General features: G+C 44.1%; 21 protein-coding genes. 3 read left to right on the top strand and 18 right to left on the bottom strand.

From position 1 onward, the window contains the following. Positions 1-51: 51 nt before the first annotated feature. Both B0O44_RS18100 and B0O44_RS18095 read right to left on the bottom strand, forming a co-directional pair. Positions 52-1089: an outer membrane beta-barrel protein gene (locus tag B0O44_RS18100; protein ID WP_110833576.1), complete on the bottom strand. Its 1038-nt coding sequence runs from the start codon at positions 1087-1089 to the stop codon at positions 52-54. A gap of 51 nt (positions 1090-1140) precedes the next feature. Then, complete coding sequence (locus B0O44_RS18095) at positions 1141-2514, bottom strand: ammonium transporter (RefSeq protein ID WP_110833575.1); 1374 nt, start codon at positions 2512-2514, stop codon at positions 1141-1143. Positions 2515-2875: 361 nt separating this feature from the next. On the opposite strand from B0O44_RS18095, the gene B0O44_RS18090 reads away from it, so the two are divergent. After that, entirely contained in the window at positions 2876-3355 is a 480-nt protein-coding gene (locus B0O44_RS18090) for an SRPBCC family protein (protein WP_110833574.1), read from the top strand. Here the strand turns inward: B0O44_RS18090 and B0O44_RS18085 are convergent. The 14 genes from B0O44_RS18085 to B0O44_RS18020 form a co-directional block, all read right to left on the bottom strand. Next, the gene (locus B0O44_RS18085; protein ID WP_110833612.1) at positions 3337-4290 is read right to left on the bottom strand and encodes a TIGR01212 family radical SAM protein; all 954 of its coding nucleotides are present in this window, start codon (positions 4288-4290) and stop codon (positions 3337-3339) included. The two genes, B0O44_RS18090 and B0O44_RS18085, sit on opposite strands and share 19 nt — an antisense overlap. 103 nt (positions 4291-4393) lie before the next feature. Beyond that, on the bottom strand, positions 4394-5122 hold the full coding sequence (locus tag B0O44_RS18080; RefSeq protein WP_245943696.1) for a LytR/AlgR family response regulator transcription factor: 729 nt from the start codon (positions 5120-5122) through the stop codon (positions 4394-4396). Beyond that, complete coding sequence (locus B0O44_RS18075; RefSeq protein WP_110833572.1) at positions 5101-6168, bottom strand: sensor histidine kinase; 1068 nt, start codon at positions 6166-6168, stop codon at positions 5101-5103. Before B0O44_RS18075 ends, B0O44_RS18080 begins: the two co-directional genes overlap by 22 nt. A 40-nt stretch (positions 6169-6208) precedes the next feature. Continuing rightward, entirely contained in the window at positions 6209-7432 is a 1224-nt protein-coding gene (locus tag B0O44_RS18070) for an ABC transporter permease (RefSeq protein WP_110833571.1), read from the bottom strand. A 12-nt stretch (positions 7433-7444) separates the two neighbouring features. Then, positions 7445-8191, bottom strand: a complete 747-nt coding sequence (locus B0O44_RS18065; protein ID WP_110833570.1) for an ABC transporter ATP-binding protein — start codon at positions 8189-8191, stop codon at positions 7445-7447. After that, entirely contained in the window at positions 8191-9393 is a 1203-nt protein-coding gene (locus B0O44_RS18060) for an efflux RND transporter periplasmic adaptor subunit (RefSeq protein WP_110833569.1), read from the bottom strand. The genes B0O44_RS18065 and B0O44_RS18060 overlap by 1 nt, the downstream gene beginning before the upstream one ends. A 232-nt stretch (positions 9394-9625) precedes the next feature. Next, a complete protein-coding gene (locus B0O44_RS18055; RefSeq protein WP_110833568.1) occupies positions 9626-10936 on the bottom strand; it encodes a TolC family protein in 1311 nt (436 codons plus the stop codon). Positions 10937-11060: 124 nt separating this feature from the next. Beyond that, complete coding sequence (locus B0O44_RS18050) at positions 11061-12326, bottom strand: sensor histidine kinase (RefSeq protein ID WP_110833567.1); 1266 nt, start codon at positions 12324-12326, stop codon at positions 11061-11063. After that, positions 12310-13683, bottom strand: coding sequence for a sigma-54-dependent transcriptional regulator (locus B0O44_RS18045; RefSeq protein WP_110833566.1), 1374 nt, complete (start codon positions 13681-13683; stop codon positions 12310-12312). The genes B0O44_RS18050 and B0O44_RS18045 overlap by 17 nt, the downstream gene beginning before the upstream one ends. A gap of 45 nt (positions 13684-13728) precedes the next feature. After that, on the bottom strand, positions 13729-14913 hold the full coding sequence (locus tag B0O44_RS18040) for an ABC transporter permease (RefSeq protein WP_110833565.1): 1185 nt from the start codon (positions 14911-14913) through the stop codon (positions 13729-13731). 23 nt (positions 14914-14936) lie between these two features. After that, on the bottom strand, positions 14937-16172 hold the full coding sequence (locus tag B0O44_RS18035) for an ABC transporter permease (protein WP_110833564.1): 1236 nt from the start codon (positions 16170-16172) through the stop codon (positions 14937-14939). Positions 16173-16181: 9 nt separating this feature from the next. Continuing rightward, complete coding sequence (locus tag B0O44_RS18030; protein ID WP_110833563.1) at positions 16182-16847, bottom strand: ABC transporter ATP-binding protein; 666 nt, start codon at positions 16845-16847, stop codon at positions 16182-16184. Between the two features lie 23 nt (positions 16848-16870). Beyond that, positions 16871-18340 carry a TolC family protein gene (locus B0O44_RS18025; protein ID WP_211321408.1) on the bottom strand — a complete coding sequence of 490 codons (1470 nt, stop codon included), beginning with the start codon at positions 18338-18340 and terminating at the stop codon, positions 16871-16873. 11 nt (positions 18341-18351) lie between these two features. After that, a complete protein-coding gene (locus tag B0O44_RS18020; protein ID WP_110833562.1) occupies positions 18352-19599 on the bottom strand; it encodes an efflux RND transporter periplasmic adaptor subunit in 1248 nt (415 codons plus the stop codon). Positions 19600-19833: 234 nt separating this feature from the next. Here B0O44_RS18020 and B0O44_RS18015 point away from each other — a divergent pair, with 234 nt between their 5' ends. After that, positions 19834-20478 carry an START domain-containing protein gene (locus tag B0O44_RS18015; RefSeq protein WP_110833561.1) on the top strand — a complete coding sequence of 215 codons (645 nt, stop codon included), beginning with the start codon at positions 19834-19836 and terminating at the stop codon, positions 20476-20478. 8 nt (positions 20479-20486) lie between these two features. Here B0O44_RS18015 and B0O44_RS18010 read toward each other — a convergent pair whose 3' ends face one another. Continuing rightward, positions 20487-21308: a helix-turn-helix domain-containing protein gene (locus B0O44_RS18010; RefSeq protein WP_110833560.1), complete on the bottom strand. Its 822-nt coding sequence runs from the start codon at positions 21306-21308 to the stop codon at positions 20487-20489. A gap of 90 nt (positions 21309-21398) precedes the next feature. On the opposite strand from B0O44_RS18010, the gene B0O44_RS18005 reads away from it, so the two are divergent. Then, entirely contained in the window at positions 21399-22721 is a 1323-nt protein-coding gene (locus B0O44_RS18005; protein ID WP_110833559.1) for a S41 family peptidase, read from the top strand. A gap of 55 nt (positions 22722-22776) precedes the next feature. On the opposite strand, the gene B0O44_RS18000 is transcribed toward B0O44_RS18005, so the two are convergent. After that, entirely contained in the window at positions 22777-23697 is a 921-nt protein-coding gene (locus tag B0O44_RS18000) for a PorP/SprF family type IX secretion system membrane protein (protein ID WP_170123366.1), read from the bottom strand. Positions 23698-23703: the final 6 nt, after the last annotated feature.

Here is a 23703-nt window from a genome sequence, read left to right as displayed (position 1 = left end):
GCCGGAACAAAAGCTCCGGCGGCAGGTTTGGTTAGCGTTGATGTTTTTTTTTTAAAAAGCATAAACCGCAGCAAGTGAAAACTGCGAGGCAAGCTTTGTAGGTGTCAAATCCGATTTGACAAACAAATCCTGAGAGCGGTGGTCCAGTCTGACTTCCGGAATAAAAGTCAGGCCACCGGACTTGAAATTTCCGGACAAGGTCACTGCCATAAAGTTCTCCCCCTTTAGCGGACCGACATCTTTTACCCTGAAGTACTCTCCCCGCAGTCCAAGAGAAAAAGCAGTAGTGAAAGCATTTTGAGCATACAGTGCGGCACCACTATATCCACCATTGTGACCAGAAATATTATAATCGGCAGCATTCAAACCCAGCTTTACTTTTTCTGTGAGCTGATAAGCCGTGGTCAGGTCAAAAAGCGCACCATCGCCTGCTGCACCTGCATTTTTCCCGGTCAGCACATTCAGGTAGGCCGTCCATCCTTTAACAGGCGCCAGGCTAAGTTGTGCGCCGAAATGAGAAACCCCGTTAATGTCTTTATAGGTATTCCAGTCATTAAACAAGCCCAGCATCAGACTTACAGCCGGTGAAAACGTATAAGTTCCTTTGATGCCCGCATTTTGAAAGGGCCCGCTGGAAAAGAGATAAGAGGTTGAATAATTAAAATTCCCGGTAGGTGAAATCACCTCGTAACCTATAAAGGTCCCCATAAAACCAGCTGTCATTGAAAACCGCTCTGTCACGGCATAAGTTGCATAGAGGTTCTGAATGTGAAAGGAATTTTTTTCGTTCGACTCTGCTGCGTCCCCGTTTAAAAGAGACTGGTACTGTCCCCTTGGCCCAAAAGACACCTCTCCAACAAAAGAAGCCTTACCTGTCGTCTTTTTTAAAGCGACATCAATCATTCCCAGGGAAATTGAATTCTGATCACTGGCAAAGCTGGTCCCGATGTTCGGTTTTTTTTGAAAATCGTATTTAAAATAAGTATCTGCTGAACCTGAAAACTGCAGCGGGTTCTTTTCTGCATCCTGCGCATAAGACACAGAAGTAAAGGCCATCGCGGAGATGGAAAGAATAGACTTAAATTTCATGCTTGGTTTGGTTTGAGGTTGAGAATTTAGATGGCGGGGCGGCTTAAGGTCTTAGTCCTGGTCCAGTTCCAGGCCCGTGGAAGCGACAATAAGTGTTCCCTGAAAATATTTTTCATCATGCTGACTCGCATCAAGCCCTTCTTCTTCTTCTTCAGAAGTTACACGAATAGGTTGAATCAGGTTGATCAGTTTAAAAATGACCAGCGCCATGATAAAGCTAAACAGGATCACAATTAAAACCCCTTTAAGCTGCGTCAAAAAGAATTCCGGATTTCCATAAAACAAGCCGTCGGCCCCTGCAGGATTTACCGTTTTTGTTGCAAAAACACCCGTTAGCAGCATGCCCACAATACCACCCACACCATGGCATGGAAAAACGTCAAGCGTATCGTCCAGACTTGTTTTGGATTTCCAAACCACAGCCAGGTTGGAAATCACAGCAGCAATGGCACCTATAAAAATACTCGACGGGATCGAAACGAAGCCGGCTCCCGGTGTAATGGCCACCAGGCCAACAACAGCACCAATACAAAAACCCAAAACAGAAGGTTTTTTACCCCTCAACACATCAAAAAACATCCAGGACAATCCGGCAGCACCTGCAGCAATATTTGTTGTGGCAAAAGCCGAAACTGCAAGCGCATTTGCAGCCAGGGCAGATCCTGCATTAAAGCCAAACCATCCGAACCAAAGTAAACCGGTCCCAATTAAAACATAGGGAATATTGGCAGGAGGGATTTCCTGATGTTCCTGATGTACTTTTCTTCTTTTGAGCACCAATGCACCTGCAAGAGCCGCCATTCCGGCAGAAATATGGACAACAGTTCCACCTGCAAAATCCAATACCCCCATTTTAAAAAGTATCCCATCCGGATGCCAGGTCCAGTGTGCCAGAGGCGAATACACAAAAATGGCAAAAAGAACAATAAACAAAATATAGGAAGTGAAACGGATCCTTTCTGCCACTGCACCAACCACCAGCCCCGGAGTGATAATGGCAAACATCAACTGAAACAAGGCAAAAAGCATTAAAGGGATGGTCGGCGCCAGGCTCCATGGCCCTCCTGAATTCACATGCTGAAAAAACGCAAAGGTAGCCGGATTTCCGATCAGCCCTTTTATACTTTCGCCAAAAGCAAGGCTAAAACCTACGGTAACCCATAATACGGTAATTACCCCAGCTGCAACGACGCTTTTAATCATGGTAGAGAGTACATTTTTTCTGTGCACCATGCCCCCGTAAAAAAAAGCAAGTCCTGGTGTCATTAAAAATACCAGCGCAGTGGCAACCAATATCCAGGCCACATCGGCTGCATTGTATTTGCCTGCATCAAAATTTGGTGCAAGAGGAACAAAAAGTGCAGCAATTGCAATAATTAACAAAATTGCGAAGGGAGCAAACTGTTTAAATAGAATTTTTGTCATTTCCGGTTTATTTTTATTGATTAAAAACTAATTATTTCATAATTAAAATAAATTTAACAATAAAAAACACACAAAAACAAATAATTTTATATTAAAAATCATTTTTTATTAAAATTTCATCAATAAAAAGACGAAATATTTAATAAAAACAAATAAAAAAATCATAAAACCATACAAAAATCACAAACAACATACATAAAAAACGATTTCGTAGATTTTCACCGAAATAAATCAAAAAAACACCAAAACAAAACACCAAAAAACATTAAAATCCCACAAAAAAATCAAAAAACATTCAAAAAGAATTAAATGTTATATTTAAATCCATTTAATCATCATCAGAGGCTGATAAATCTGGCAAATGAAAACCTATCAATTAAATTTTAAACAGCAGATACCTGTATCCTTGCAACAGGCATGGGATTTCTTTTCTTCTCCACTAAACCTTGCGCAAATTACCCCCACAGAAATGGCATTTGAAGTTAGCTCAGACCTGGATCCACAACAAAAAATGTATGCAGGCATGATCATTACCTATAAAGTCTCTCCTTTGTGGGGCATAAAACTCAATTGGGTGACAGAAATCACCCATGTGGAGGAAAATAATTATTTTATTGACCAGCAACGTTTTGGCCCTTACCGCTTCTGGCACCACCAACACCATTTTAAAGCCATAGAAACCGGCGTAGAAATGACAGATCTTTTAACCTACGGGCTGCCCATGGGATTTTTGGGACAAGGCCTTAACCACCTGTTTGTAGCCGGAAAACTCCGCGACATTTTTAGTTACAGGGAAAAGAAAATAACAGAAATATTTGGTGTTTATCCTTCAGGAAAATAAGCGGAGCCCTGAACCACGCCTCTTCTTTCAATCTCCTTATCTATATAGGTCTGAATGGCAGATTTATTCAAGCCCCAGTTTGGTGCAATCAACAGGTCCCAGTCAGAAATCCCAAACAAACGCTGAATCACTACATCAGGCCGTAGCAATGGAATAAGTTTACACAACAGATCTGTATATTCTTCCAGGGTAAAAAGCTTAAAGGGGTTCTTTTTATATTTAACCCCCATAATGGAACCTTCCACAATATGAAGGTGATGAAATTTCACAAATTTGATTTGTGGAAAACGGTTGATCTCATGAATATAATTCAGCATCATTTCTTCTGTTTCCCATGGAAAGCCAAAAATTGTATGCACACACAGGTCCAGCTTTGTTCCCTCCAGTAATTTCACCGCCTCTACAAACTCTCCATGACTGCAGCCCCTGTTGATCTGTTCAAGGGTTTCATCATAAATAGACTCCATACCCATCTCCAGGTCGACATCAAAGCGGTCTGTATAACTTTCCAGCAGCGCTACCTTCTCGGCATCAATACAATCGGGTCTGGTACCCACCGCAAAACCGACCACATCTTCAGGACGAATGGAAAGTGCTTCATCGTACATCATTTTTAAATAATGTGCCGGCGCATAGGTATTGGTATTGGGTTGAAAATAAACGATAAATTTATCTGCTTTATAAAAACCTTTACCCCTGTCCATACCCTGCTCAAGCTGCTCACGGATGGTTGGAAGTTTACGCGAAAGCTCAGGTGTAAAAGAATCGACATTACAATATGTACAGCCACCATAGCCTTTACTGCCATCCCGGTTGGGACAGGTAAAACCTCCGTCAACAATCACCTTAAACACACGCTGTCCGGCATACTTCTCTTTCAGATGTGTACCGTAATTATTATATCCCTTTATACCCAGGTCCAGTGGAGTTCCCAATTTCTTTTTTTTCTGCAAAAATACACAAAAAAATTTACACCATCATTCCGCTGATAAAAGGACAATACCCGGCAAGAAGCCTGACCTTCCCTATACCTTAAATTTATAGCCTTCTGCTGGCAATCAATTGCTCAATAGACAAACGGTAGGTATCCCCCAAAGGCAATTCCTTTTCCCCAATAAAAACCGCATTCTTTTTAACCGCTGTAATGCTTTTACTATTGACAATAAAAGATTTATGTACCCGGATAAAAAAAGACGGGAGCTGACTTTCCAGATTTTTAAAACTGATGCGGACAATGGCAGGCTTTGGAGTGCTTTGCAAATGGATCTGGACATAATCCTTTAGACCTTCTATGTACAGGATATCCTCGAACACAACTTTAAGCAGACTGTAACCGACATTGACAAAAGTATATTCCAGTGAAGCAGCCGGATCAGATGCAGATGGGTGCCGCAATTCAAAGAGCTCCTTTGCCTTATTACAGGCTTTCATAAATCTGTCCATAGAAACCGGCTTCATCAGATAATCCACCACGTCCAGGGCAAAACCATCCAAAGCGTATTGCTTATAGGCCGTAATCAGGATCACCATTGGTTTTCTGACCAGGCTTTCTATAAACTGCAAACCAGAAATACCCGGCATCTGAATGTCTATAAAAATCAGATCCACCTGGTTTTCCATCAATGCCTTATTTGCAGAAAAAGCATCATCACACAAAGCGAGCAGGTTCAGGTAAGGAATTTTACTGATGTTGTCTGCCAGCAGGTTTAAGGCCAGAGGTTCATCGTCTACAGCAATACAATTGATCATACATTGAATTTTATCCATAAGTCCACCTTAAACCAGTCTCCATCCTTTTCAATACTCAGGCGATGGTCGTTCCCGTACAACAATTTTAACCTCCTGCTCACATTGGCCAGCCCGATCCCCGAAGAATGGTCTTTAACCTCCTGCTCATAAGAACTGAATTTATTATACACCATAAAAGAAAGGCTATCCCGGTCGGTCTTTAACAAAATACGGATTTGCGGATGCTCAATCAAGCCTACCCCATGTTTAAATGCATTTTCCACAAAAGGAATCAGCAACATGGGCTCTATTTCCTGGTTTTCATTCGCCAGCTCGATTTCGGTCTCCACCTTCACTTTTTTCCCAAACCGTTGTTTCTGTAAATCAATATAAGAATTAAGGTATTCCTGCTCTGTTTTTAAACTTACCTTTTCTTCATCCGTTTCATAAAGCATATACTGCATCAGCCCCGAAAGCTTCATAACCGTAGGCTCCAGATCGGCACTTTTTAAACGGACCAGCGCCACAATATTGTTCAGAATGTTAAAAATAAAATGCGGGCTGATTTGCGAACGCAAAAAAGAAAGTTCGGTTTTCATGGTTTCCCTTTCCCGTTCCATATCCACCTTTTCCATTTTTATACGATCATAAATCATAATGTAAGTTGTGCTTGCTGCAATGGTTAGCAAAAACGCCGGCAGGTTAAACCAGGCCGCCCGGGTCCATTCAAAATCAACACTGTGTATGAGTATCCCAAACAAAATGTAATGCAGCAACAAAACAGACAAATACACCAGAACAACACTAAAAGTATAATAAAAGTACCTGTGCCGGTAAAACAGCTTCTGGATCAGTACAAAACCATTCAGGTAAAAAACACCAATCAGATAAAAATAACTGATGAGGTTCAATTTCAAAAACTGTCCCTGTTCCCCAGGATCCAGCCGATGGGGAGGTGTACTCCGGTTGGAATTAATCACATAAGGCAAAGCCAGCAGCACCATCCAAACCAGAATATGCACCGTTACACGGATGTACTTATTTGAAAAGTTTAACACCATTTCTCTTTTCCATGATTTTCTCATAGCGAAGATATTATTTTAATCGGGCTTTGAAAGCCCTGCCCTATTCATACCTCAAAGCCTCAATCGGATCCAGCCTGCTGGCTTTCTGTGCCGGATAGTAACCAAAGAAAATCCCGGTGATGCCGCAGACCACAAAGGAAATCACAATAGAAGACTGGGAAATTAATATCGGCCAGCTTAAAAAATAAGAAATCAGGTAAGCCGAAGTCACCCCCAGCAAAACCCCCATTACCCCACCAGTAATACTGATCAATACGGCTTCTATCAAAAACTGCATTAAAATATCTTTCCCCCTGGCACCGATAGACATCCTTAAACCAATTTCCCTGGTCCTTTCGGTAACCGATACATACATAATGTTCATAATGCCAATACCACCGATCAACAGAGAAATACCCGCAATGGCGGTCAGTAAAACGGTTAGCATGCTGCTGGTGGAAGAAATGGTTGAAATGAGTTCTGCCTGGGTCCGGACCTGAAAATCATTATCCTGATTGGGCAGCAACTTATGACTTTCCCGCACTGCATTCGTAATTTCCTGGGTTGCTGCATCACTGGCCGCTTCAGACACTGCAGAGGCATAAATAGACTGAAGGTAATTGGTTGCGGTAATCCGGTTTTGAACGGTGGTGTAAGGGGCAATAATGATATCGTCCTGGTCCTGGCCAAAATTACTCTGTCCCTTTGGGACCAGGGTGCCGATGACCTGGAAAGGAATACTTTTAAAACGGATAATCTGTCCGATCGGATTGCTCCCATCGGGGAACAGGTTGTCAATAACCGTTTTTCCAAGCAGGCAAACCTTAGCCGATTTCCGCACATCATTATCTGAAAACAAAATCCCGTCCAGCAGTTTCAGCTGTCTGATGTTCAGGTAATCCGGGCTCACCCCTGTAATGCTGGTTGGCCAGTTATTCCCTGCTTTGATGGCCTGGCCACTGGAAGAGACGACCGGCGACAACCCATTTATATTGTCGGAATGAAGCCTTTTAATGGCATCTATGTCTTCCAGTTTTAAAGTTTGAATACTGCTTCCGGCCAGTCTTACACTGCCCTGGGTATTGCTTTGCGGCATGACCGTAATCATATTAGAACCCATACTGGACAATGAAGCCTGTATACTCTGTTTGGAACCCTGTCCAATGGCCATCATGGCAATCACCGCAGCCACACCGATAATAATACCGAGCATGGTTAGAAAAGCCCTCAGCTTGTTCCGTTTTAATGCCCGGAAAGCGATCCTTAATAAATTTAAAATGCTCATCTTATGACTCCTTTAATAATCGTCAGATTCCGGCAAAGAAGCCAAAGCTTCTTTAGCAGAACGAGGCTTTTCATTTATACTGTCTTTTTGCAGCTTGCCGTCCCGGAGCATAATGGTCCTGCTGCTGAAAGCCGCAATGTCCGGTTCATGGGTTACAAATACAATCGTTTTACCCTGGGCATTGAGTTCCTGCATCAGGGCCATAATCTCATAAGAGGTCCTGGTGTCCAGGTTTCCTGTTGCCTCATCTGCCAAAATCATCACCGGTTCATTAACCAGTGCCCTGGCAATGGCTACCCTTTGCTGCTGGCCCCCAGACAACTGATTGGGCGTATGGTCAAAACGGTCACTTAATTTTACAGCTTCCAATGCTTTTATCGCCCTTTGTTTACGTTCTTCCACAGAAACTTCTTTGTTATAAAACAAAGGGAGCTCCACATTTTCCAGCGCATTGGTCCTTGGCAATAAATTGTAAGCCTGGAAAACAAAGCCTATTTTTTTATTCCTCAGACCGGCCAACTGGTCCCTGTTCAAACCTTTAACATCGGTACCATCCAGCAGGTAACTGCCCTGGGAGGGCTTATCCAGGCAGCCCAGAATATTCAGCAGGGTCGTTTTACCTGAACCACTGCTGCCCATAATGGTCACAAACTCGCCGGCATTGATGTCAAAAGAAAGGCCTTTCAAAGCCCTGACAGTCATATCGCCCATCACAAACTCCCTTTTCAGGTCATGCAATTCTAAAATTTTCTTTGCCATTATCTTTTCCTGTTGTTGCCACCCGGACGTTTCGGCATAAAGGGACTCGATGCAGGTTGTCCTGCTGCAGCTGCCACAGACCTTCCCATCACCTGACTGCCGGTAACCACCTCATCATTTCCGCTAATCCCACTCAAAACCTCCACCTGGGTATTGTTGTTGATTCCAATTTTTATTTTCTTCTGGTCCAGGGTATGCGCATCTGTTTTCACCCATACATAACCTTCAACCGGAGAAGTTGGCTTTCGTTCCTTATTGATCCAGTTCAGTTTGTAATCTTTCAGGGTCGTATCCGGCAGAAATTTTAATGCTTTAGCCGGTACCAGCATGGCATTACTGACCTCTTTTGCATAGATGGTGATGTTTGCCGTCATACCAGGTTTTAGCTTTTTATCGTCATTAGAGGTATTGATCAGGGTGGTATAGGTGACCACATTGGACGTAATTTTCGGGCTCAACCTGATTTCCTGTACCGTCCCCTTAAACGTATCGTCCAAAAATGCATCCACGGTAAAGTCTGCCCGCTCTCCAACCTTAATGTCACCCACATCGGCTTCATCTACCGAAGCCTGCACCTGCATTTTGGTCAGGTCCCTGGCAATACTAAAAAGTGTTGGCGTACTGAAACTTGCAGCCACTGTCTGGCCCTCGCTAACCGTTCTGGATAACACCGTACCATCAATTGGCGAATAAATACTGGCCAGGGACAGGTTCTTCTGTGCAGACATCAGTTGCGCCGCAATACTATTTACAGATGCTTTTGCCGCATTGTAGGTATAAAGCGCATTGTCATAATCGGCTTTGCTGATGGCCCCCACTTTATACAGCTGGCTTTGCCGGCCATAATTTCCCTGCTGAAAAACCAATTGGCTTTGTGCACTGGCCAAATTTGCTTTATACTGGTCTACAGAAGCAACAAACAGGGTTTTATCCAGTTCTGCCAGCAATTGGCCCTTTTTCACTGTAGAGTTAAAGTCTGCATAAAGCTTGGCAATCGTACCCGATACCTGTGTACCGACAGCCACGGTGTCCACCGGCTGTACCTTACCTGTTGCTGTTACGTTCTCTGAAATATAGCCCATTTTAGGTTTTTCTGTTTCCAGCCTGACCACCTGTGCTTTTTCACGGATCCCGAAGTACCAATAACCAAGGCCCAGTACGATGATACCAGCCAGGATGAATATAATTTTCTTCGTTTTCATCTGTATATATTTATTTCTTTTCTTTTGTCAGATGGAACCTTTGAGCATTAAAGCAAATATTCCTCGGTGCGATTTTAATATTTCCTTTAATACTGTCGGTTTCATTTGCGTTTATTTATTGCTTTTCTTTTGTCAGATGGAACCTTTGAGCATTAAAGCAAATATTCCTCGGTGCGATTTTAATATTTCCTTTAATGCTGTCGGTTTCATTTGCGTTTATTTATTGCTTTTCTTATTCTGTTATTGGAATACCTGTATAGAAATCATAAATTTTAGTGTAGAGGTTTGCCGTATATTTTGCCTGCACAAAAGACTGCAAGGCCTGTACATACAAATTCTTTTGCTGCAGGTAATCCACAATATTGTTCGTGCCCAGCCGCAGCTGTGCCTCGGAAATCCGCAAGGCCTCGCTTGTATAGGTAAACTGCTCTTTGGCAGCCTGGTACTGGCTGTTCGCATTCTGGACATTCAGGTAGGCCTTTTCCACAGACTGCGTCAAGGTGGTTTTCGCATCCATTAATGACAGCTGCGCTTGCCGGATCCCTATATTTGCTTTGGCCACATTGGTTTTGGTGACCTTTCTGTCGAAGATCGGAATGGCAAGGGTTAAGCCTAAAGCCTGGTTAAAAGTACTGTTCAGCTGATTGGGGTAACTTCCAAAATTACTGCTGTTGTAGCCAGCGCCCAGGGAACCGTTCAGGCTAAGTAAAGGCCTGATGCTGGCTTTTGCCTTTTCCAGTTCGGCAGACTGCATTTGTACAGTGAGCGCTGCACCTTTAATTTCCGGTCGTTGCTGCAGGGCTTTTTCCTGGGCAGTCCCCAGGTCCATTAAAGGTTCATTTATTTTTGTGGTATCGGTAACGGCCACCTCAAAAGGAATACGGGTCGGCAATTGCAACAATTGTTTCAGCGTCAGCACATTTTGCTGCAACTGGTTCTGTGCAGTAACTAAGGTGTATTTATCGTTTGCAAAAGTTGCCTTTAACTGCAACAAGTCTTTCTGTGCAATGGTACCTGCAGAGAACTGCTGGTTGGCCTGGGTGACCTGTGCGGTACTGGTTGTCAGCAGATCATTCAGATAAGTAATGTTTTCCCGGCTGAGTAAAATATTCAGATAGGCCTGTGTAATCTGAAGGCTGATGTCATTTTCTGCTGCCTGAACCGAAAGATTGGCAATCTGTTCACTTAAGGTTTTGGACTTGATGTTATTGCTCAGGTAGCCCCCGTTTAAAAGGGTCAGTCCGGAGCTCAGGCCATAGCCACTGGAAGACTGCAAACCTGAATTGTAATTGGTCAGGTCCTGGGATACATTGGCCGATAAATTAGGGAGCCTGGCCGCTTTAGAGGCAATCAGGTCCTGCTGGGCACTGCTGGCACTTAACCTTAAGTTGTTAATGGTAATGTTGTTCTTTTTGGCATAGCCGAGACAGCTTTTAAGGTCCCAGGTTTTTGGAAGGTCCCGGTAAAGGGAGTCTTGTGCCTGAACACTAAAACCAGCGGCAAGAAAAATGAACAGAATTATATGTTTAAACAAAACGCTCATAGTCTTTTTATTTATGACCTAAAACTACCTATAAGCGAACATTTTAAATTTTAAATGAGATGAAGCACTGGCCAAAAGGGACCAATCCTATAAAAAAAGAGACAAGAAGAATGTAGAAAAAAGCTTAATGAAGGAAAATCACAAAATCTGTCCGGCCCGGGACGGGGCTGGATAAGGAGAATTCAAAACCATGGTTCAACAAAACCTCCCTGACCAGCGTAAGTCCAATGCCTTGTCCGTCCTTCTTTGTCGTAAAAAAAGGCACGAACAATTGTTCTCCGGTCTGCGTAGAAATTCCCCGGCCATTGTCCGAAATCACCAGCTTCCTTTCTTTTTGATCTGCCAAAAAAGAAATTACTCCTGCCCCATCCATGGCCTCCATGCTGTTTTTAAGAATATTGATCAGCACCTGTTCCATTTGCTGCAGATCTGCCGATAGGTAAAAAGGCGCTGCGGGAAAGTCAAATTCAAAAACCACCCCCTTTTTCTCTGCGGGTATCTGCATAAAATCGGCCACTGAACGCAGCAGCACCAGCACATCAAACTGTTGCTTGTTCACCGGAGACAATTTAACCAGGTCGGCAAAATTCCTTACAAACAGGTTTAGGTTCTGGTTCCGCTCCAGGGCAACCTGCAATGCATTTTTCAATGCGCTTTTGTCCCCTGTTTTCCATAAATCTCGATGGTCCAGGGTTAGGCTTAAAATAGAATTGACCGGCCCTATGGTATTGTTCACCTCATGGGCCATCATGCGGATCACCTTATCATAAACCTTTTTTTCTGCCTCAAAAATCTCGGCGGTCAGCTCCTCGATCAGAATAAACACCCTGGAAAAACCCCGGTCTATAAAATGCGATTTCTGAATTTTATAGGTAGCCAGACCAGGGGTTTTCAGCACCCTGGAATGTCCGGGTTTTAAGTCATTGAACTGGCGGATGAACAAATCGGGCTCTGCCCCGATCAGCGAAGCTGCTTTAGGGTTGATTTGTTTAATCTGGTGGTCATAATCCAGGATAACGATTCCTGTTGGAGAAGTATGGATCAGCTTCTCCAAAAAAAAATGTTGTTCTTCCTGTTTGGTCCTTTCTATCCTCAGCTCATCCATCATCTGGTTATAAACCCCAATCAGCTCATCCATTTCCGGCTTTCCAGTTGGCCGGAACTTCACATTAAAGTCCCGGTCTTTAATGGCATTGACCCCCTCTTTCAGGTAAACAAAAGGACGGATCAGCTGCCTGTAAATACTCATGGAAAGGAGAACAGAAATCAAAACCAGCAGCTCCGAGAGAATAAAGAGTAGTTTATTGTCCCGGAAAACAACATAACTCAGCACCAGACACAGCAGATGAATCAGGACAAGGAAAAGAATATATTTAGTCTTCAGGTTCATTAAATGGGATTTGATATTTCTCCAGTCGGCGGTATAAGGCATTGCGGGTTATCCCCAGGGAAGCCGCAGCTTTGGTGATCCTGTTTTTATGAAAAGCCATTGCCCTTTTTACCATCTCTGTTTCCACCTGTTCCAATGTCATTGCCCCAACTTCAGGCAATTGCCCGGTTTCTCTTTTTCCGGGTACGGTATCCAGCTGTGCCATAAAATCTTCAATTTCCAGCTCATCCTTTTTACTCACCAGAATAGAGCGTTCCACCAGGTTTTTCAGCTGCCTGATGTTTCCGGGAAGCTGTAGTTTTTGCAGCCATTTCATTGCACCGGCCGACACCGAAAGCCCCGGGCGGTGATAAATTTCTTTCAGGTTACCAATAAAAAAATTGACCAGCAAAGGAATGTCACCAGGCCTTTCCCTTAAAGGGGGAAGCTGGATGGTAATCAGATTAATCCGGTACAACAGGTCTTCACGGAACAAGCCCTGCTGGACCATTTCATTTAAGTTTTTGTTCGTTGCACAAACCACCCGGGTATCCACTGTTTTGGCTTTACTGCTGCCCAGCACTTCATAGCTCCGGTCCTGCAATACCCGCAGCAGTTTCACCTGACTGCCGGCTTCCAGATCACCGATCTCATCGAGAAAAATAGTTCCTTTATCGGCCATTTCAAAACGGCCGGTCCGGTCAAAACGGGCGTCGGTAAAAGCACCTTTAGCATGGCCAAACATTTCACTTTCAAACAAAGAAGAAGAAATGCCCCCAAGGTTCACTTTTATAAAAGCCTTATTGCTGCGGCTGCTGTTTTCATGGACCGCTTCTGCGATCAGCTCTTTTCCCGTTCCGCTTTCTCCCATAATCAACACTGAAGCCCCTGTGGCGGCCACCCGGCCTATGGTATCCATAATTTCCAGCATCCGGGGGTCCTCCCCTATAATCTGTTTGAACTCATACCGGGCATCCAATTGCTTACGTGTCCGGTTTTCCTTCTTTTCTGTTCCAAGCTGCAATAGGGTTTTTACCGATTGCAGGATATGGGTGTTGTTCCAGGGTTTATTGATAAAATCGTTGGCCCCCAGTTTCATTCCCTGTACGGCCAGTTCTATACTTGCCCAGCCTGTAATCAGGATCACCGGAACCCTGGAATTGATTTTACGGATTTGTGCCAACAGATCCATCCCCTCCTTTCCCGAGGTACTCATTGAAAAATTAAGGTCCAGAATGATCAGTTCCGGCAGCTGGCCCTGTATAATATCCAAAGCATCACCGGCCCGGTCTGCCTGCAAAGTTTTCCAGCCCTCACTTTCCAATAGCAGGGACAAGGAGGTTCTTACCGCAATATCGTCGTCAACAATCAAGATCATAAACAAAGTTAATATAGAAAGGCCTTAGTGTCTATACAATATCAATTATTCTTCATGCAGGGCAACCGCAGGCAGAATAGCTGCAGCTTGTTTACCCGGATAAAGTGCACATAAAATCACCAGGACGTAAATAAAACCCACAGAAAGCAGTATGGCCGTCAGGTAAACCGCCGAAGGCACATTGTACACCCCAAGTAATGGGAACTGCAGTGCAAAAAAGACCCCTACAATCAGCGACATGCTGGCCAGTACAAAAGATTCGGCCACCAGCTGCAGAGAAACCGAACTGCCGCTGGCCCCTATGGCACGCCGGAGCCCAATTTCGCCTTTGCGTTTATTGATGTTGTACCACAACACCCCAAATAAACCCAAAGCCACATTCAGGATCAGAAAACCGGCAATGATGCTGAATATGATCATCGGCATTACCGTTGCTTCATTTTTGGATATCCGCAGCTCCGAAACATGTGTAATTTCTATGCTTGAATTTTTCATGGTATTGGAGATCAGCTTGTATAAACGGCTTTCAAATGCCGCATCAGCCTTTGGCCCCACTTTAATCAGCAGACTGTTCAGCCACCTGAAAGCGGCCGTATCCACTTTCCAGAACATGGCCCTGCCAGAGGGTTGAAAATCACCATTCGCTTTAAAATCCTGCACCACGCCAATTATCTTTAGTTTTTTATTGCCTTCATAATCGGCCGTTGATTTTCCAACTGCGCTCTGGTCACCAAAAAGATCGCGCTTTAAAGTCTCATTGATTACAATAGGCCTGTCTTTGGCAACTTCATCCTCTTTGGTAAACCAACGTCCCTCCTCAAGGTTCATGTTCCAGACTTTCTTATAGCCCTCTCCAACCAGGTATTGGTTTATACCATCAAAACTTTTCCCCTTAAAGGTAATTGATGTGGTAGAAATACTATTGGCGTAAGGGATATTGTTTGAGGAAAAACTCACTTCCTCTACTTCTGGCAGCGCTTTTATTACATTTTTCAGGTTCTCATAATACATGGTCAGAGAATCTGAATTTTTGGTTTTATAACTCTCATCATAACTTACCGACCAGACCTTTTCATAGTCCAGTCCTCTTTCCTTACTGTAGTTCTGAAAATAATAAATCAGAAAAGAGCTGATGGCAAAAATGACCATAAAGGAGACCAGGATCTCCGAAAGGAACAGGAAGTTGTGTTTCCTTTTGTTCCACATCAGTTTAAATAAATGCTTAAACATAATTTCTTAAATTAAATATAAAATCAGGATTTCAGGGCCCTGACCACATTTAGCCTGGACATGCGCCAGGCCGGATACACACCGGAAAGCAGGCCAAAAAACAAACAGGCCAGCAAAGAATACAACAAAACACTCACATTTAAGCGCAGGTCCAGGTTAGGGATCAGTTCCAGGGCATTGATCTGGTAGATCACCAAAATGGAAAATATTAAGCCAATACCACCGCCAATAAAGGTCAGGATCAGGTTTTCGACAATAAACTGATACACCAGGGTCCTGGAAGAAGCACCAAAAGCCTTGCGGACCCCGATTTCAGAAGACCTTTCCATAATCCGGGTAATGTTAATGTTCACCAGGTTAATTGTCGGAAGCAACAAAAACAGAAAAACAACCAGGCCCACCAAAGAAACCAGCTTAAAGACACCCGAATTCAAACCATCTCCAACCATTCTGCGGCATAAATCCTCAAAAGCCCCATCGGCATGAATGTACATTTTATCATACTGTTTGTTGTCTATGGGCACCTTGGCAATCATGGCATTAAACTCCTGTTTCATCCTGGATACATCGGCCTTTGTTCCGGCCAGCAATATCACTTTATAGTCTCCCATTAAGGATTTACGTTTGTAATCTGTTTTGGATACCGTATAGGGCAGGTACAAGTCTGCGTAATAAACCTGCATGGTTTTAGAAACCCCTTTCACCACCCCAATAACCCGGTAACTGACATTGTCGGCTTCAATATATTTCCCAACGGCCACCGGGACATCCCCAAAATAAGCCTTTTTGGTACTTTCGGAAATCACCGCAACCCTCTCTGCATTACTGATCTGCTGCTGTGTATACGGCTTGCCCTCTAAAAAAATAAAATCCCCTACAGTCCAGTAATCGGCGTTGGTAAACTGATATTCAATAAAGATTTTTTTATCGTTCACATAGGCATTGGTCCGCCTGGAAAAAGAAGATATGGAAATCTTTTGTGGTACTTTAAGTGTGGAAATATAGTGTTCGGCGAGATAATAAGAAGGAGAGCTCTGGTTGTACCAGCCCTCTTTGGTATTTCTCATTTCCACCCGGTTGACGTACAAACAACGGTCCCTTTTAAGGTCAGGATAATCCGAACTGACCACCTTATTGACAAAAGCAGTGGCTACCATCAGAACCGTTAGGGTAAAGCTGATGCCAAACAAACTGATAAAAGTGAAAAACTTTCTCCGCTTTAAGACTGCTATGGCGATTTTAAAATAGTTTTTAAACATAATCCTTAATTATTGAACCTGAGAACCATCAAACAAACGCACCAGACGATGGGTCTTATGTGCCATATTTTCATCGTGCGTAACCATGACAATCGTTGTCCCTTCCCGCTGGTTCAGGTTGATTAGAATGTCCATAATCTCATTGCCCATCACACTATCGAGGTTTCCGGTCGGTTCATCGGCAAGAATGATCTGCGGACTGCCTACAATGGCCCGTGCAATCGCCACGCGCTGCCGCTGTCCTCCCGACAACTGTGTCGGAAAATGCTTTAACCTGTTGCTTAGGCCCACTTTTTCCAGGGCAGCCTCTGCCAGTCTGCGCCTTTCTTTGGCTGTGGAATTTCTATACAGCAAAGGAAGCTCTACATTGTCCACCACCTGCAGGTCGTTGATCAAATGATAACTCTGGAAAATAAAACCCAGTTTCTGGTTTCGGAAGCTCGCCAGCTTCCGGTCTGAAAAATGGCTGATGTCCTGGTTGTCAATGCGGACACTGCCTTTTGAAGGTTCATCTAAAAGCCCCATAATGTTCAGCAAGGTGCTTTTTCCGCAACCCGACGGGCCCATAATCGATAAAAATTCACCCTGGGCGATGTCCAGGCTGATGCCATTTACCGCGAGGGTTTCTACCGTATCAGTCCGGTATACTTTTTCAATATTCTGCAAACGTATCATATCGTATATTAAGTAATTAAGATTTATTTGTAAGCTATTTTTTCATTTTTTTCGAAATCGTAAAGAGAAAGGTGCCGGAGTTCATAATAGGCACTCCAAAAATCCCTTAAGGAAGCAATGTAATCCCGCTTTGCCCGGTCATTTTCCTGAAAAGCAATACTCAGATCGGTAATGCTCAGGTCACCCAGCACATAACGTTCCCGGGCAATCTGGTATTTCTCCGAAGCAATATGGTCTGCTTTTGCCGTCAGCAGCAACTGGTCTTTCATCATATTGAACAAAGTCACCTGGGTTACAATCTGCTGCTTAAACACCTGTTTGTCCTGCTCTACGGCATAAGCGGTAAACTGCTCATTGGCCAGCGCGGTTTTGGTCCTGGATTTAGACCTTCCCCAGTCCAGTACCGGAACCTTTAACTGGAGTTGTACCGATTGCTGGTTTTTAGGAGAGCGGTAAATATCCCCAACGCTACCTGCCGTATTTGAAAAACCAAGGTTGGCGGTTAATGTCGCATTCAGGCCACTTTCCCCTTTGGCTTTGGCCACATCTCTTTTTGCCTCCGCCAGCCTTCTGACAAAGGCAATGGCATCCGACCGGTTTTCATAAGCCTGTTGTAGAACTTTATCCGAAGAAACACTCATGGCACTGATCTTTTCCGGCACATCCAGTACAATGCGCTCGGCACTTTCTATCCCCGAATAACTTTTTAAATTCAGGGTGGCGATTTCCATATCCCTTTTTGCAGTCCCCACAGATTTTTGGGCATTGAGCTGTTCCAGCTGCAGTTGCAGGATTTCATTTTTAGCAATTTTGCCCAGTTCAAACTTTACATTGGCAATGTCCAGGATTTTTACCGTATTGATGTAATTGGTTTCTGCAATGTGCAGGTTCACCTGGGCCAATAACAGGTCAAAAAAATAACCGGTCACGGTGACCGAAATCTGTTCCTGTGACTCAATGAAGGCCTGCTTGCTTTCGTTGTATTTGAGTGGTTCGATTTTTTTATCCCATTTGAGTTTGTTAAACTGGAACAGGGGCTGGGTAATCCCAATCCCATAAGGGATGCCGTTGTACAGCACGGTATTGCGGTCAAAATCATCAAAACGCTGTAATTGTGTGGTCCCGTAAATGGTTCCCCCGGTAGCTGCAATGCTCTGGCTAAAATCCATACTCAGGGAGGAATTGTCATTGTGTACCGGCTGGAACAGGATCGTACCATTGGGTTGTAAAACAGGACTGTACGTTTTACTGTAGCCAGGTAAAATACCACTTAGGCCCAGTTGGGGCTGATAATTTGACCTGTAGGTTCTCCATTCCCAATACCTGGTTTCTTTTACAGTAGCGGCCTGTTTGGCTGCAATAGAATTTGCTTTTGCCATTTCAACCACCTGTGACAGGGAAAGCTTCAAGGTATCATTTAAAGAATGCCCGAAGACCTGTAATCCCAGCAAAAGCATCCCGTTTAACATAAAATATTTAAAATAGGTTTGCATAGCCGGCCGGATCAGTTGACAATAGAAAGTTCTTTTGAGTTTTTATAATTGCTCAGGTCCGAGATCACGACCACCTCGCCAGGCTTAATCCCTTTGAGAATTTCGACGTAATCAAAATTTGCCAGACCTGTGGTGACCGTTCTCCTTTCGGCCTTATTTCCATTGAGCACAAAAACTTCCTGCAAATTAGAACCTTTAAATGCCGGTCCGTTACTTATCCGGACCACACCATTACGGGTAGCGGTCACCAGAAAAACATCAACTTTCATATTCGGACGAAGCTGTTTGTTGCTTTTGTCCTCCAGCTGCGCTTCAAAGGAAACAATCCCATTGTTCACCGAAGGAGAAATGTTCACCACCTTTCCACGGAGCAGGGAATCATTGAGCCGTACAATCAGCGGCATATTCATATGCAGCTGGGACAGCAGGTTATCGGACATGGTGCAGGAAAGTTTAAAAGCAGCCAGATCGGCAATTCTTGCCAGTGGCTCCCCTTCTTTGATGGCCGATCCGATGTTTTTGTTCACCCAGGTGACTACTCCATCCCTGGTGGCCAGAATATTGGCCAGGTCCAGTTTCCGACGGGAAGCCGCCAGGTCATTTTTTTGTATAGAAAGGGCAATTTCAGCTTCTTTGATTTCTATTTTCATGGTCTGCTGTTTGCTTTTGATCTCATTTTCCAGCTGCTGTTTTTCAAGTTCCGCGACTTTCAGGTTCAGCTCGGCCTGTTCTATGCCCTCCCTTGTTCCGCCTCCCGCTTTGAACAACCTTTTTGCACTGGACACTGCATCCCTGAGGTTACTGATTTTTAACTGTTTGATGCTGTTGTTGGATTTGATGTCGTAAAAGCTTTTTTCCAGGTCGAGTTTCAATTTCCGGATTTCGTTTTCTTTAGATTCGATCTGGAACCTCAGTTTATCATAGTCTGTTTGTGCAATGGATTTATCAAGTGTTAAAATAGACTGGCCTTTTTGAATCGGATGGCCGGCTTCCATCAGCACACTCCTGATGGAAGCCGAAATCGGGCTGCTCAAGACCTCTTCAAATTCCGGCAGGATTTCTCCGGTTGCATTAATCGTATTCTCGATATTGCCCTTTTCGGCAACCGCTGTATTAATTTCTGCTCTGTGCAGGCTGGGTTTAAAAAAATAACGGAAAGCCCAGAAACATACACCGGCCACCAGGATACCGATAAGGATCCCTATGTATGTTTTTCTTTTCTTTTTTACCGTGATCTCTTCGGCAATCAGTTTGTCCATGGATGTAAAATTCTTTGGCAATGGATAGGCAAGCCGAATACCAAACGCAAACAACTAACAAACAAACAGTTACATAAATTCGTCTTTTAAAAAAATGCCCGATATCGAACAAACGATCTGTTACCGGACATGAAGATGACCTGCTGATGATGATCAGGAAAGCATATTATGGGATTCAGCCTACATATATTTTCCAAAACATGGATAAATTTGTAGCCGAGATTTATTCCTTTCATGTACAAAACACTATCTGCCATTTTTCTTATCGCCTTAAACTTTAATACCGTTTTTGCCCAGAAAGAATGGAAACTAAGCAAAGAAAAAGAAGGCATTAAAATATACACCAGCATTTTGCCGCATTCAAAAATCAAAGCCGTTAAGGTCGAATGTGCGTTCAAGGCAAAGGCTTCTGAATTTGTCGCCCTGTTGCTGGATGTGGAATCCGCAAAAGAATGGGTTTACCATACCAAATCCTGCAAACTGATCAAGCAGGTTTCCCCTTCGGAATTGTATTACTATTCGGAAGTCAGTGTCCCCTGGCCGGTGCAAAACCGGGACTTTGTGGCCCATTTAACTGTTAGCCAGCATCCGGGCACCAAACTGATCACCGTAGACGGCCCTGCCGTTTCGGGTTTTGTTCCACTCAAACCTGGTGTGGTCCGGGTAGAACATTCTATTGGAAAATGGCTCATTATGCCCCTTGAAAACGACCAAATCCAGGTGGAATATACGCTTCATCTGGACCCGGGAGGCTCCATACCGGCCTGGCTCATCAATCTTTTTGCCACAGAGGGTCCCTTGCAGATTTTCAAGCAGCTTCGGGTACAACTGCAAAAACCAGCTTATAAAAACATAAAGCTCGCTTTCATTAAAGACTAGACCAAAACTCAGATCAGCCGGGTAAACCGGGCCGCAAGAGGCTGTAATCCCTGCAAATAGGCCGTTGGGGAAGTTCCGGTAATTTTACGGAATGCCCGGTTAAAATGGGCATGATCGGTAAAACCCAGATCATACAATTGTTCTGAATACCCTTCAGACAAACTGTGCGGATTAGCGCAAAATGCTTTCACCCGGATGATCTCGGCATATTGTTTGGCCCCCATGCCCACCCGTTCTGAAAACATCCTTCTGAAACTTCTTGGGCTCATCAGGCATTCCCGTTGCAGGTTTTCGATTTGTATATGGCCCTTCAAATCATGGATCTTCTGTACCGCATGCAAAACCTTTTCCATATCCCGGTCCCGGCCAAAGCTTTTGGATAGTATTTTCATCAAATGGCTTTCCAGTAACCTGTGTTTTTCACTTTCCGAAGACAACTCTGCCATTTGTTCGCGCCACAGGTAAACATCAGTCCCCAGGGCCCCTGATGCATCTGCCGTAGAAGCACTCCAATCTGCCAATGCCTGCTGTACAAACAAATTTGCTGCACCAGGCTGAAAAACCACACCAACCAAATGTACGCGGCCCTGATAAGAAAGAAAACGCCTGTCCCTGTACAAACCCGTAAGAGAAACGCCTGGCATGTTGTAAAAGTCCGATCCATTGCCAGATATGGCCACCGGGTCCCCCAGGTTAAAAACCAGGTCGAGGGTACCATCCGGAAGCCGGTGATGCATGATTTGCTCACCGGCAACAGCATTAAAAACAGAGTAAAAACACCGGATGAATTTACCCATGGACACTGGACTGGTTTTAACAAACTGCATCATAAAAAATTGGCCGTTTTGTACAAATTAAAGATAGATTTAATTTCATAACATTGACAAAAAAGAAATTCCCCCTTAGATAAATCACCAATAATGAAAAAAAACTTAAGCCTCTTCTTTTTAATCCTATTATACTGTTGTTCAATACAAACCGTTTCAGCGCAGGATGCCTCGCCTGGATTAACCACAACAGAAAAGACTGAAGTGCTGAATGCGGTTTCCAAAAACCTCATGGAGCTGTACGTTTACCCGGAAACAGGAAAAAAAATGGCAGATCAGTTGAAAATAAATGCAAAAAAAGGAGATTACGACCTACTGAAGGATCCCAGGGAATTCGCAGACAAACTTTCAAAAGATCTTTTTGCCGTTTGCAAGGATAAACATTTCACCATGCGTTACGATCCGCAGTGGGTTAAAGAAAGCAAAAAAGAAAAGCCTGCAAAAGATAAAGATTCAGAAATGCAAAAAAGACGGGCCTTGGAAAAAATCCAAAACTACGGTTTTAAAGAAGCCCGGATCCTGGATGGAAATATTGGGTATCTGAATTTAAGCCGTTTCGCCGATCCGACAGAAGCCGGAACTACCGCTGCTGCCACGATGAACTTCTTTGGCCATGCATCTGCCTTAATTATTGACCTGAGAAACAATGGGGGCGGTTCTGCAAACATGGTCAGCCTGCTGGCCAGTTACTTTTTTGACAGCAATCCAAGGCCCCTTAATGACATTTACTGGCGACCGACAAATGAAACCTTTTCCATGAAAACGCTGGCTGCTTTGGAAGGAAAACGAATGCCTGACTGTCCGGTATATGTACTGGTGAGTAAAAGTACTTTTTCGGCTGCTGAAGATTTCTGTTATGCACTGAAAAACCTGAAAAGGATTACCCTGGTGGGCGAAACTACCGGAGGAGGTGCCCACCCTGTTATGCCCGTGCCGATAGCAGAACGGTTTCTGCTCAATATACCGGTAGGCAGATCCATCAGTTCGGTTACAAAAACCGATTGGGAAGGAACAGGCGTAAAACCCGATCTGGAAGTTCAACAAAAAGAGGCCCTTACCACTGCGCGGCGACATGCCCTGGAGCAGCTCCTGAGCAAAGAACCAAACAATTACCTGCTCAACTGGGCCCTGCTGTCCCTGAAAGCAGAGATGCAGCCTGAGCAAACCGATGCCCAGCTTTTAAAATCCTATACCGGAACTTATGGAGAAGGCAAAATTACCTTCGAAAACGGGCACCTGAATTTCGAACGTCCAAACCGGGTTATACAAGTATTGAGCCCGGTGGGATCCGACCGGTTCCACATTGAAAATTTCCCTTATTTTGAGATGAGGTTTAACCGTAAAAACAATCAGATTGTCAGTATGACCAGGTTATACGATGACGGGGGAATTTTTACTGATCTTTTGAAACCTTAATGATACAAAAAAGGGCCGGCCAAAGGCCAGCCCTTTTTTGAACCCTTTAAAGGCCCTACTTTTTACTGATGTTTAAACGGAGGTTGATCTCAAAATCGCCGCCCGTATTTCCCCTTAAAGCAGAGGTTTCGGTATTGTAGTATGCCATAATGTACAGGCTGGATTTATAATTGATCCCAAAGCCGGCAGTTACATTTTTGGTGCTGTGGTACATGCCCATCAGGTACAGTTTGTCGCCGGCAAAGGCCGCATTTACCCCTGCATCCCATAGGTTATCGTAGTTCTTAACCCCACGGAATACCGCTTTAGGCTCTAAGCTTACCCCATCCAGATCGGTACCCAATTTAAACTTATAGCCCAGGGCCGAATAAAAAGTGGGTTTATCAGCATAGTTCACGTCCTCTTTTCTCAATACCGATCGCATATTTGGAAGGGCAGCCTCAATGTTCAGGCCCTCAGAAGTATAGGAAACCCCAAAGTCCCCGTCAAAATAATAGCCCCTGTCGTTAAAACGGCCTATCGCCGGATCATTCGGATCACTGATGCCCAGACCGCTGGCATCAAATCTGTCTTTACTGGCCCCAAAGGAAACCCCAAAATTCAGTTTCTGGTCCTGGTCGTTTAATGGCAGGTGATAGGCAAAAGTAGCCACCGCCTTGGTGGTTTGGATGCCTCCGGCTTTTTCATTGTAGACATTAATTCCAAGACCCACTTTATCCAGCTGCTGATCCAGGGTGAGGCCCTGGCTTAAAGGTGCACCAGGGATACTGGTCCATTGCTTGCGCAAACTTCCGTTAATGTTCAGACCAGGCCCTATACCGGCCATAGAAGGGTTAATCAAATACCTGTTCTGAAAATACTGTGCATTGAGCGGAAGAATCTGTGCCGATGCTGAATTTAAAAATAAAATTGTTGCTGCAAATAAGAAGCCCGTTTTCCCCTTCATTTGCCCTATATATTGTTTAATTGCTTTCATTACGCT

This window comes from Pedobacter nutrimenti (assembly GCF_003208655.1).
In the GTDB taxonomy this organism is placed as follows: domain Bacteria; phylum Bacteroidota; class Bacteroidia; order Sphingobacteriales; family Sphingobacteriaceae; genus Pedobacter; species Pedobacter nutrimenti.
This window is presented reverse-complemented; position numbering and strand designations above follow the sequence as displayed.

What these genes read in the sequence shown, in the direction of transcription:
- B0O44_RS18065 (WP_110833570.1), bottom strand. Translation starts at nt 8,191, where the DNA reads ATGGCAAAGAAAATTTTAGAATTGCATGACCTGAAAAGGGAGTTTGTG.
- B0O44_RS18090 (WP_110833574.1), top strand. Translation starts at nt 2,876, where the DNA reads ATGAAAACCTATCAATTAAATTTTAAACAGCAGATACCTGTATCCTTG.
- B0O44_RS18010 (WP_110833560.1), bottom strand. Translation starts at nt 21,308, where the DNA reads ATGATGCAGTTTGTTAAAACCAGTCCAGTGTCCATGGGTAAATTCATC.
- B0O44_RS18005 (WP_110833559.1), top strand. Translation starts at nt 21,399, where the DNA reads ATGAAAAAAAACTTAAGCCTCTTCTTTTTAATCCTATTATACTGTTGT.
- B0O44_RS18015 (WP_110833561.1), top strand. Translation starts at nt 19,834, where the DNA reads ATGTACAAAACACTATCTGCCATTTTTCTTATCGCCTTAAACTTTAAT.
- B0O44_RS18035 (WP_110833564.1), bottom strand. Translation starts at nt 16,172, where the DNA reads ATGTTTAAAAACTATTTTAAAATCGCCATAGCAGTCTTAAAGCGGAGA.
- B0O44_RS18025 (WP_211321408.1), bottom strand. Translation starts at nt 18,340, where the DNA reads ATGCAAACCTATTTTAAATATTTTATGTTAAACGGGATGCTTTTGCTG.
- B0O44_RS18095 (WP_110833575.1), bottom strand. Translation starts at nt 2,514, where the DNA reads ATGACAAAAATTCTATTTAAACAGTTTGCTCCCTTCGCAATTTTGTTA.
- B0O44_RS18075 (WP_110833572.1), bottom strand. Translation starts at nt 6,168, where the DNA reads ATGAGAAAATCATGGAAAAGAGAAATGGTGTTAAACTTTTCAAATAAG.
- B0O44_RS18020 (WP_110833562.1), bottom strand. Translation starts at nt 19,599, where the DNA reads ATGGACAAACTGATTGCCGAAGAGATCACGGTAAAAAAGAAAAGAAAA.
- B0O44_RS18050 (WP_110833567.1), bottom strand. Translation starts at nt 12,326, where the DNA reads ATGAACCTGAAGACTAAATATATTCTTTTCCTTGTCCTGATTCATCTG.
- B0O44_RS18055 (WP_110833568.1), bottom strand. Translation starts at nt 10,936, where the DNA reads ATGAGCGTTTTGTTTAAACATATAATTCTGTTCATTTTTCTTGCCGCT.
- B0O44_RS18070 (WP_110833571.1), bottom strand. Translation starts at nt 7,432, where the DNA reads ATGAGCATTTTAAATTTATTAAGGATCGCTTTCCGGGCATTAAAACGG.
- B0O44_RS18100 (WP_110833576.1), bottom strand. Translation starts at nt 1,089, where the DNA reads ATGAAATTTAAGTCTATTCTTTCCATCTCCGCGATGGCCTTTACTTCT.
- B0O44_RS18080 (WP_245943696.1), bottom strand. Translation starts at nt 5,122, where the DNA reads ATGGATAAAATTCAATGTATGATCAATTGTATTGCTGTAGACGATGAA.
- B0O44_RS18000 (WP_170123366.1), bottom strand. Translation starts at nt 23,697, where the DNA reads ATGAAAGCAATTAAACAATATATAGGGCAAATGAAGGGGAAAACGGGC.
- B0O44_RS18040 (WP_110833565.1), bottom strand. Translation starts at nt 14,913, where the DNA reads ATGTTTAAGCATTTATTTAAACTGATGTGGAACAAAAGGAAACACAAC.
- B0O44_RS18060 (WP_110833569.1), bottom strand. Translation starts at nt 9,393, where the DNA reads ATGAAAACGAAGAAAATTATATTCATCCTGGCTGGTATCATCGTACTG.
- B0O44_RS18030 (WP_110833563.1), bottom strand. Translation starts at nt 16,847, where the DNA reads ATGATACGTTTGCAGAATATTGAAAAAGTATACCGGACTGATACGGTA.
- B0O44_RS18045 (WP_110833566.1), bottom strand. Translation starts at nt 13,683, where the DNA reads ATGATCTTGATTGTTGACGACGATATTGCGGTAAGAACCTCCTTGTCC.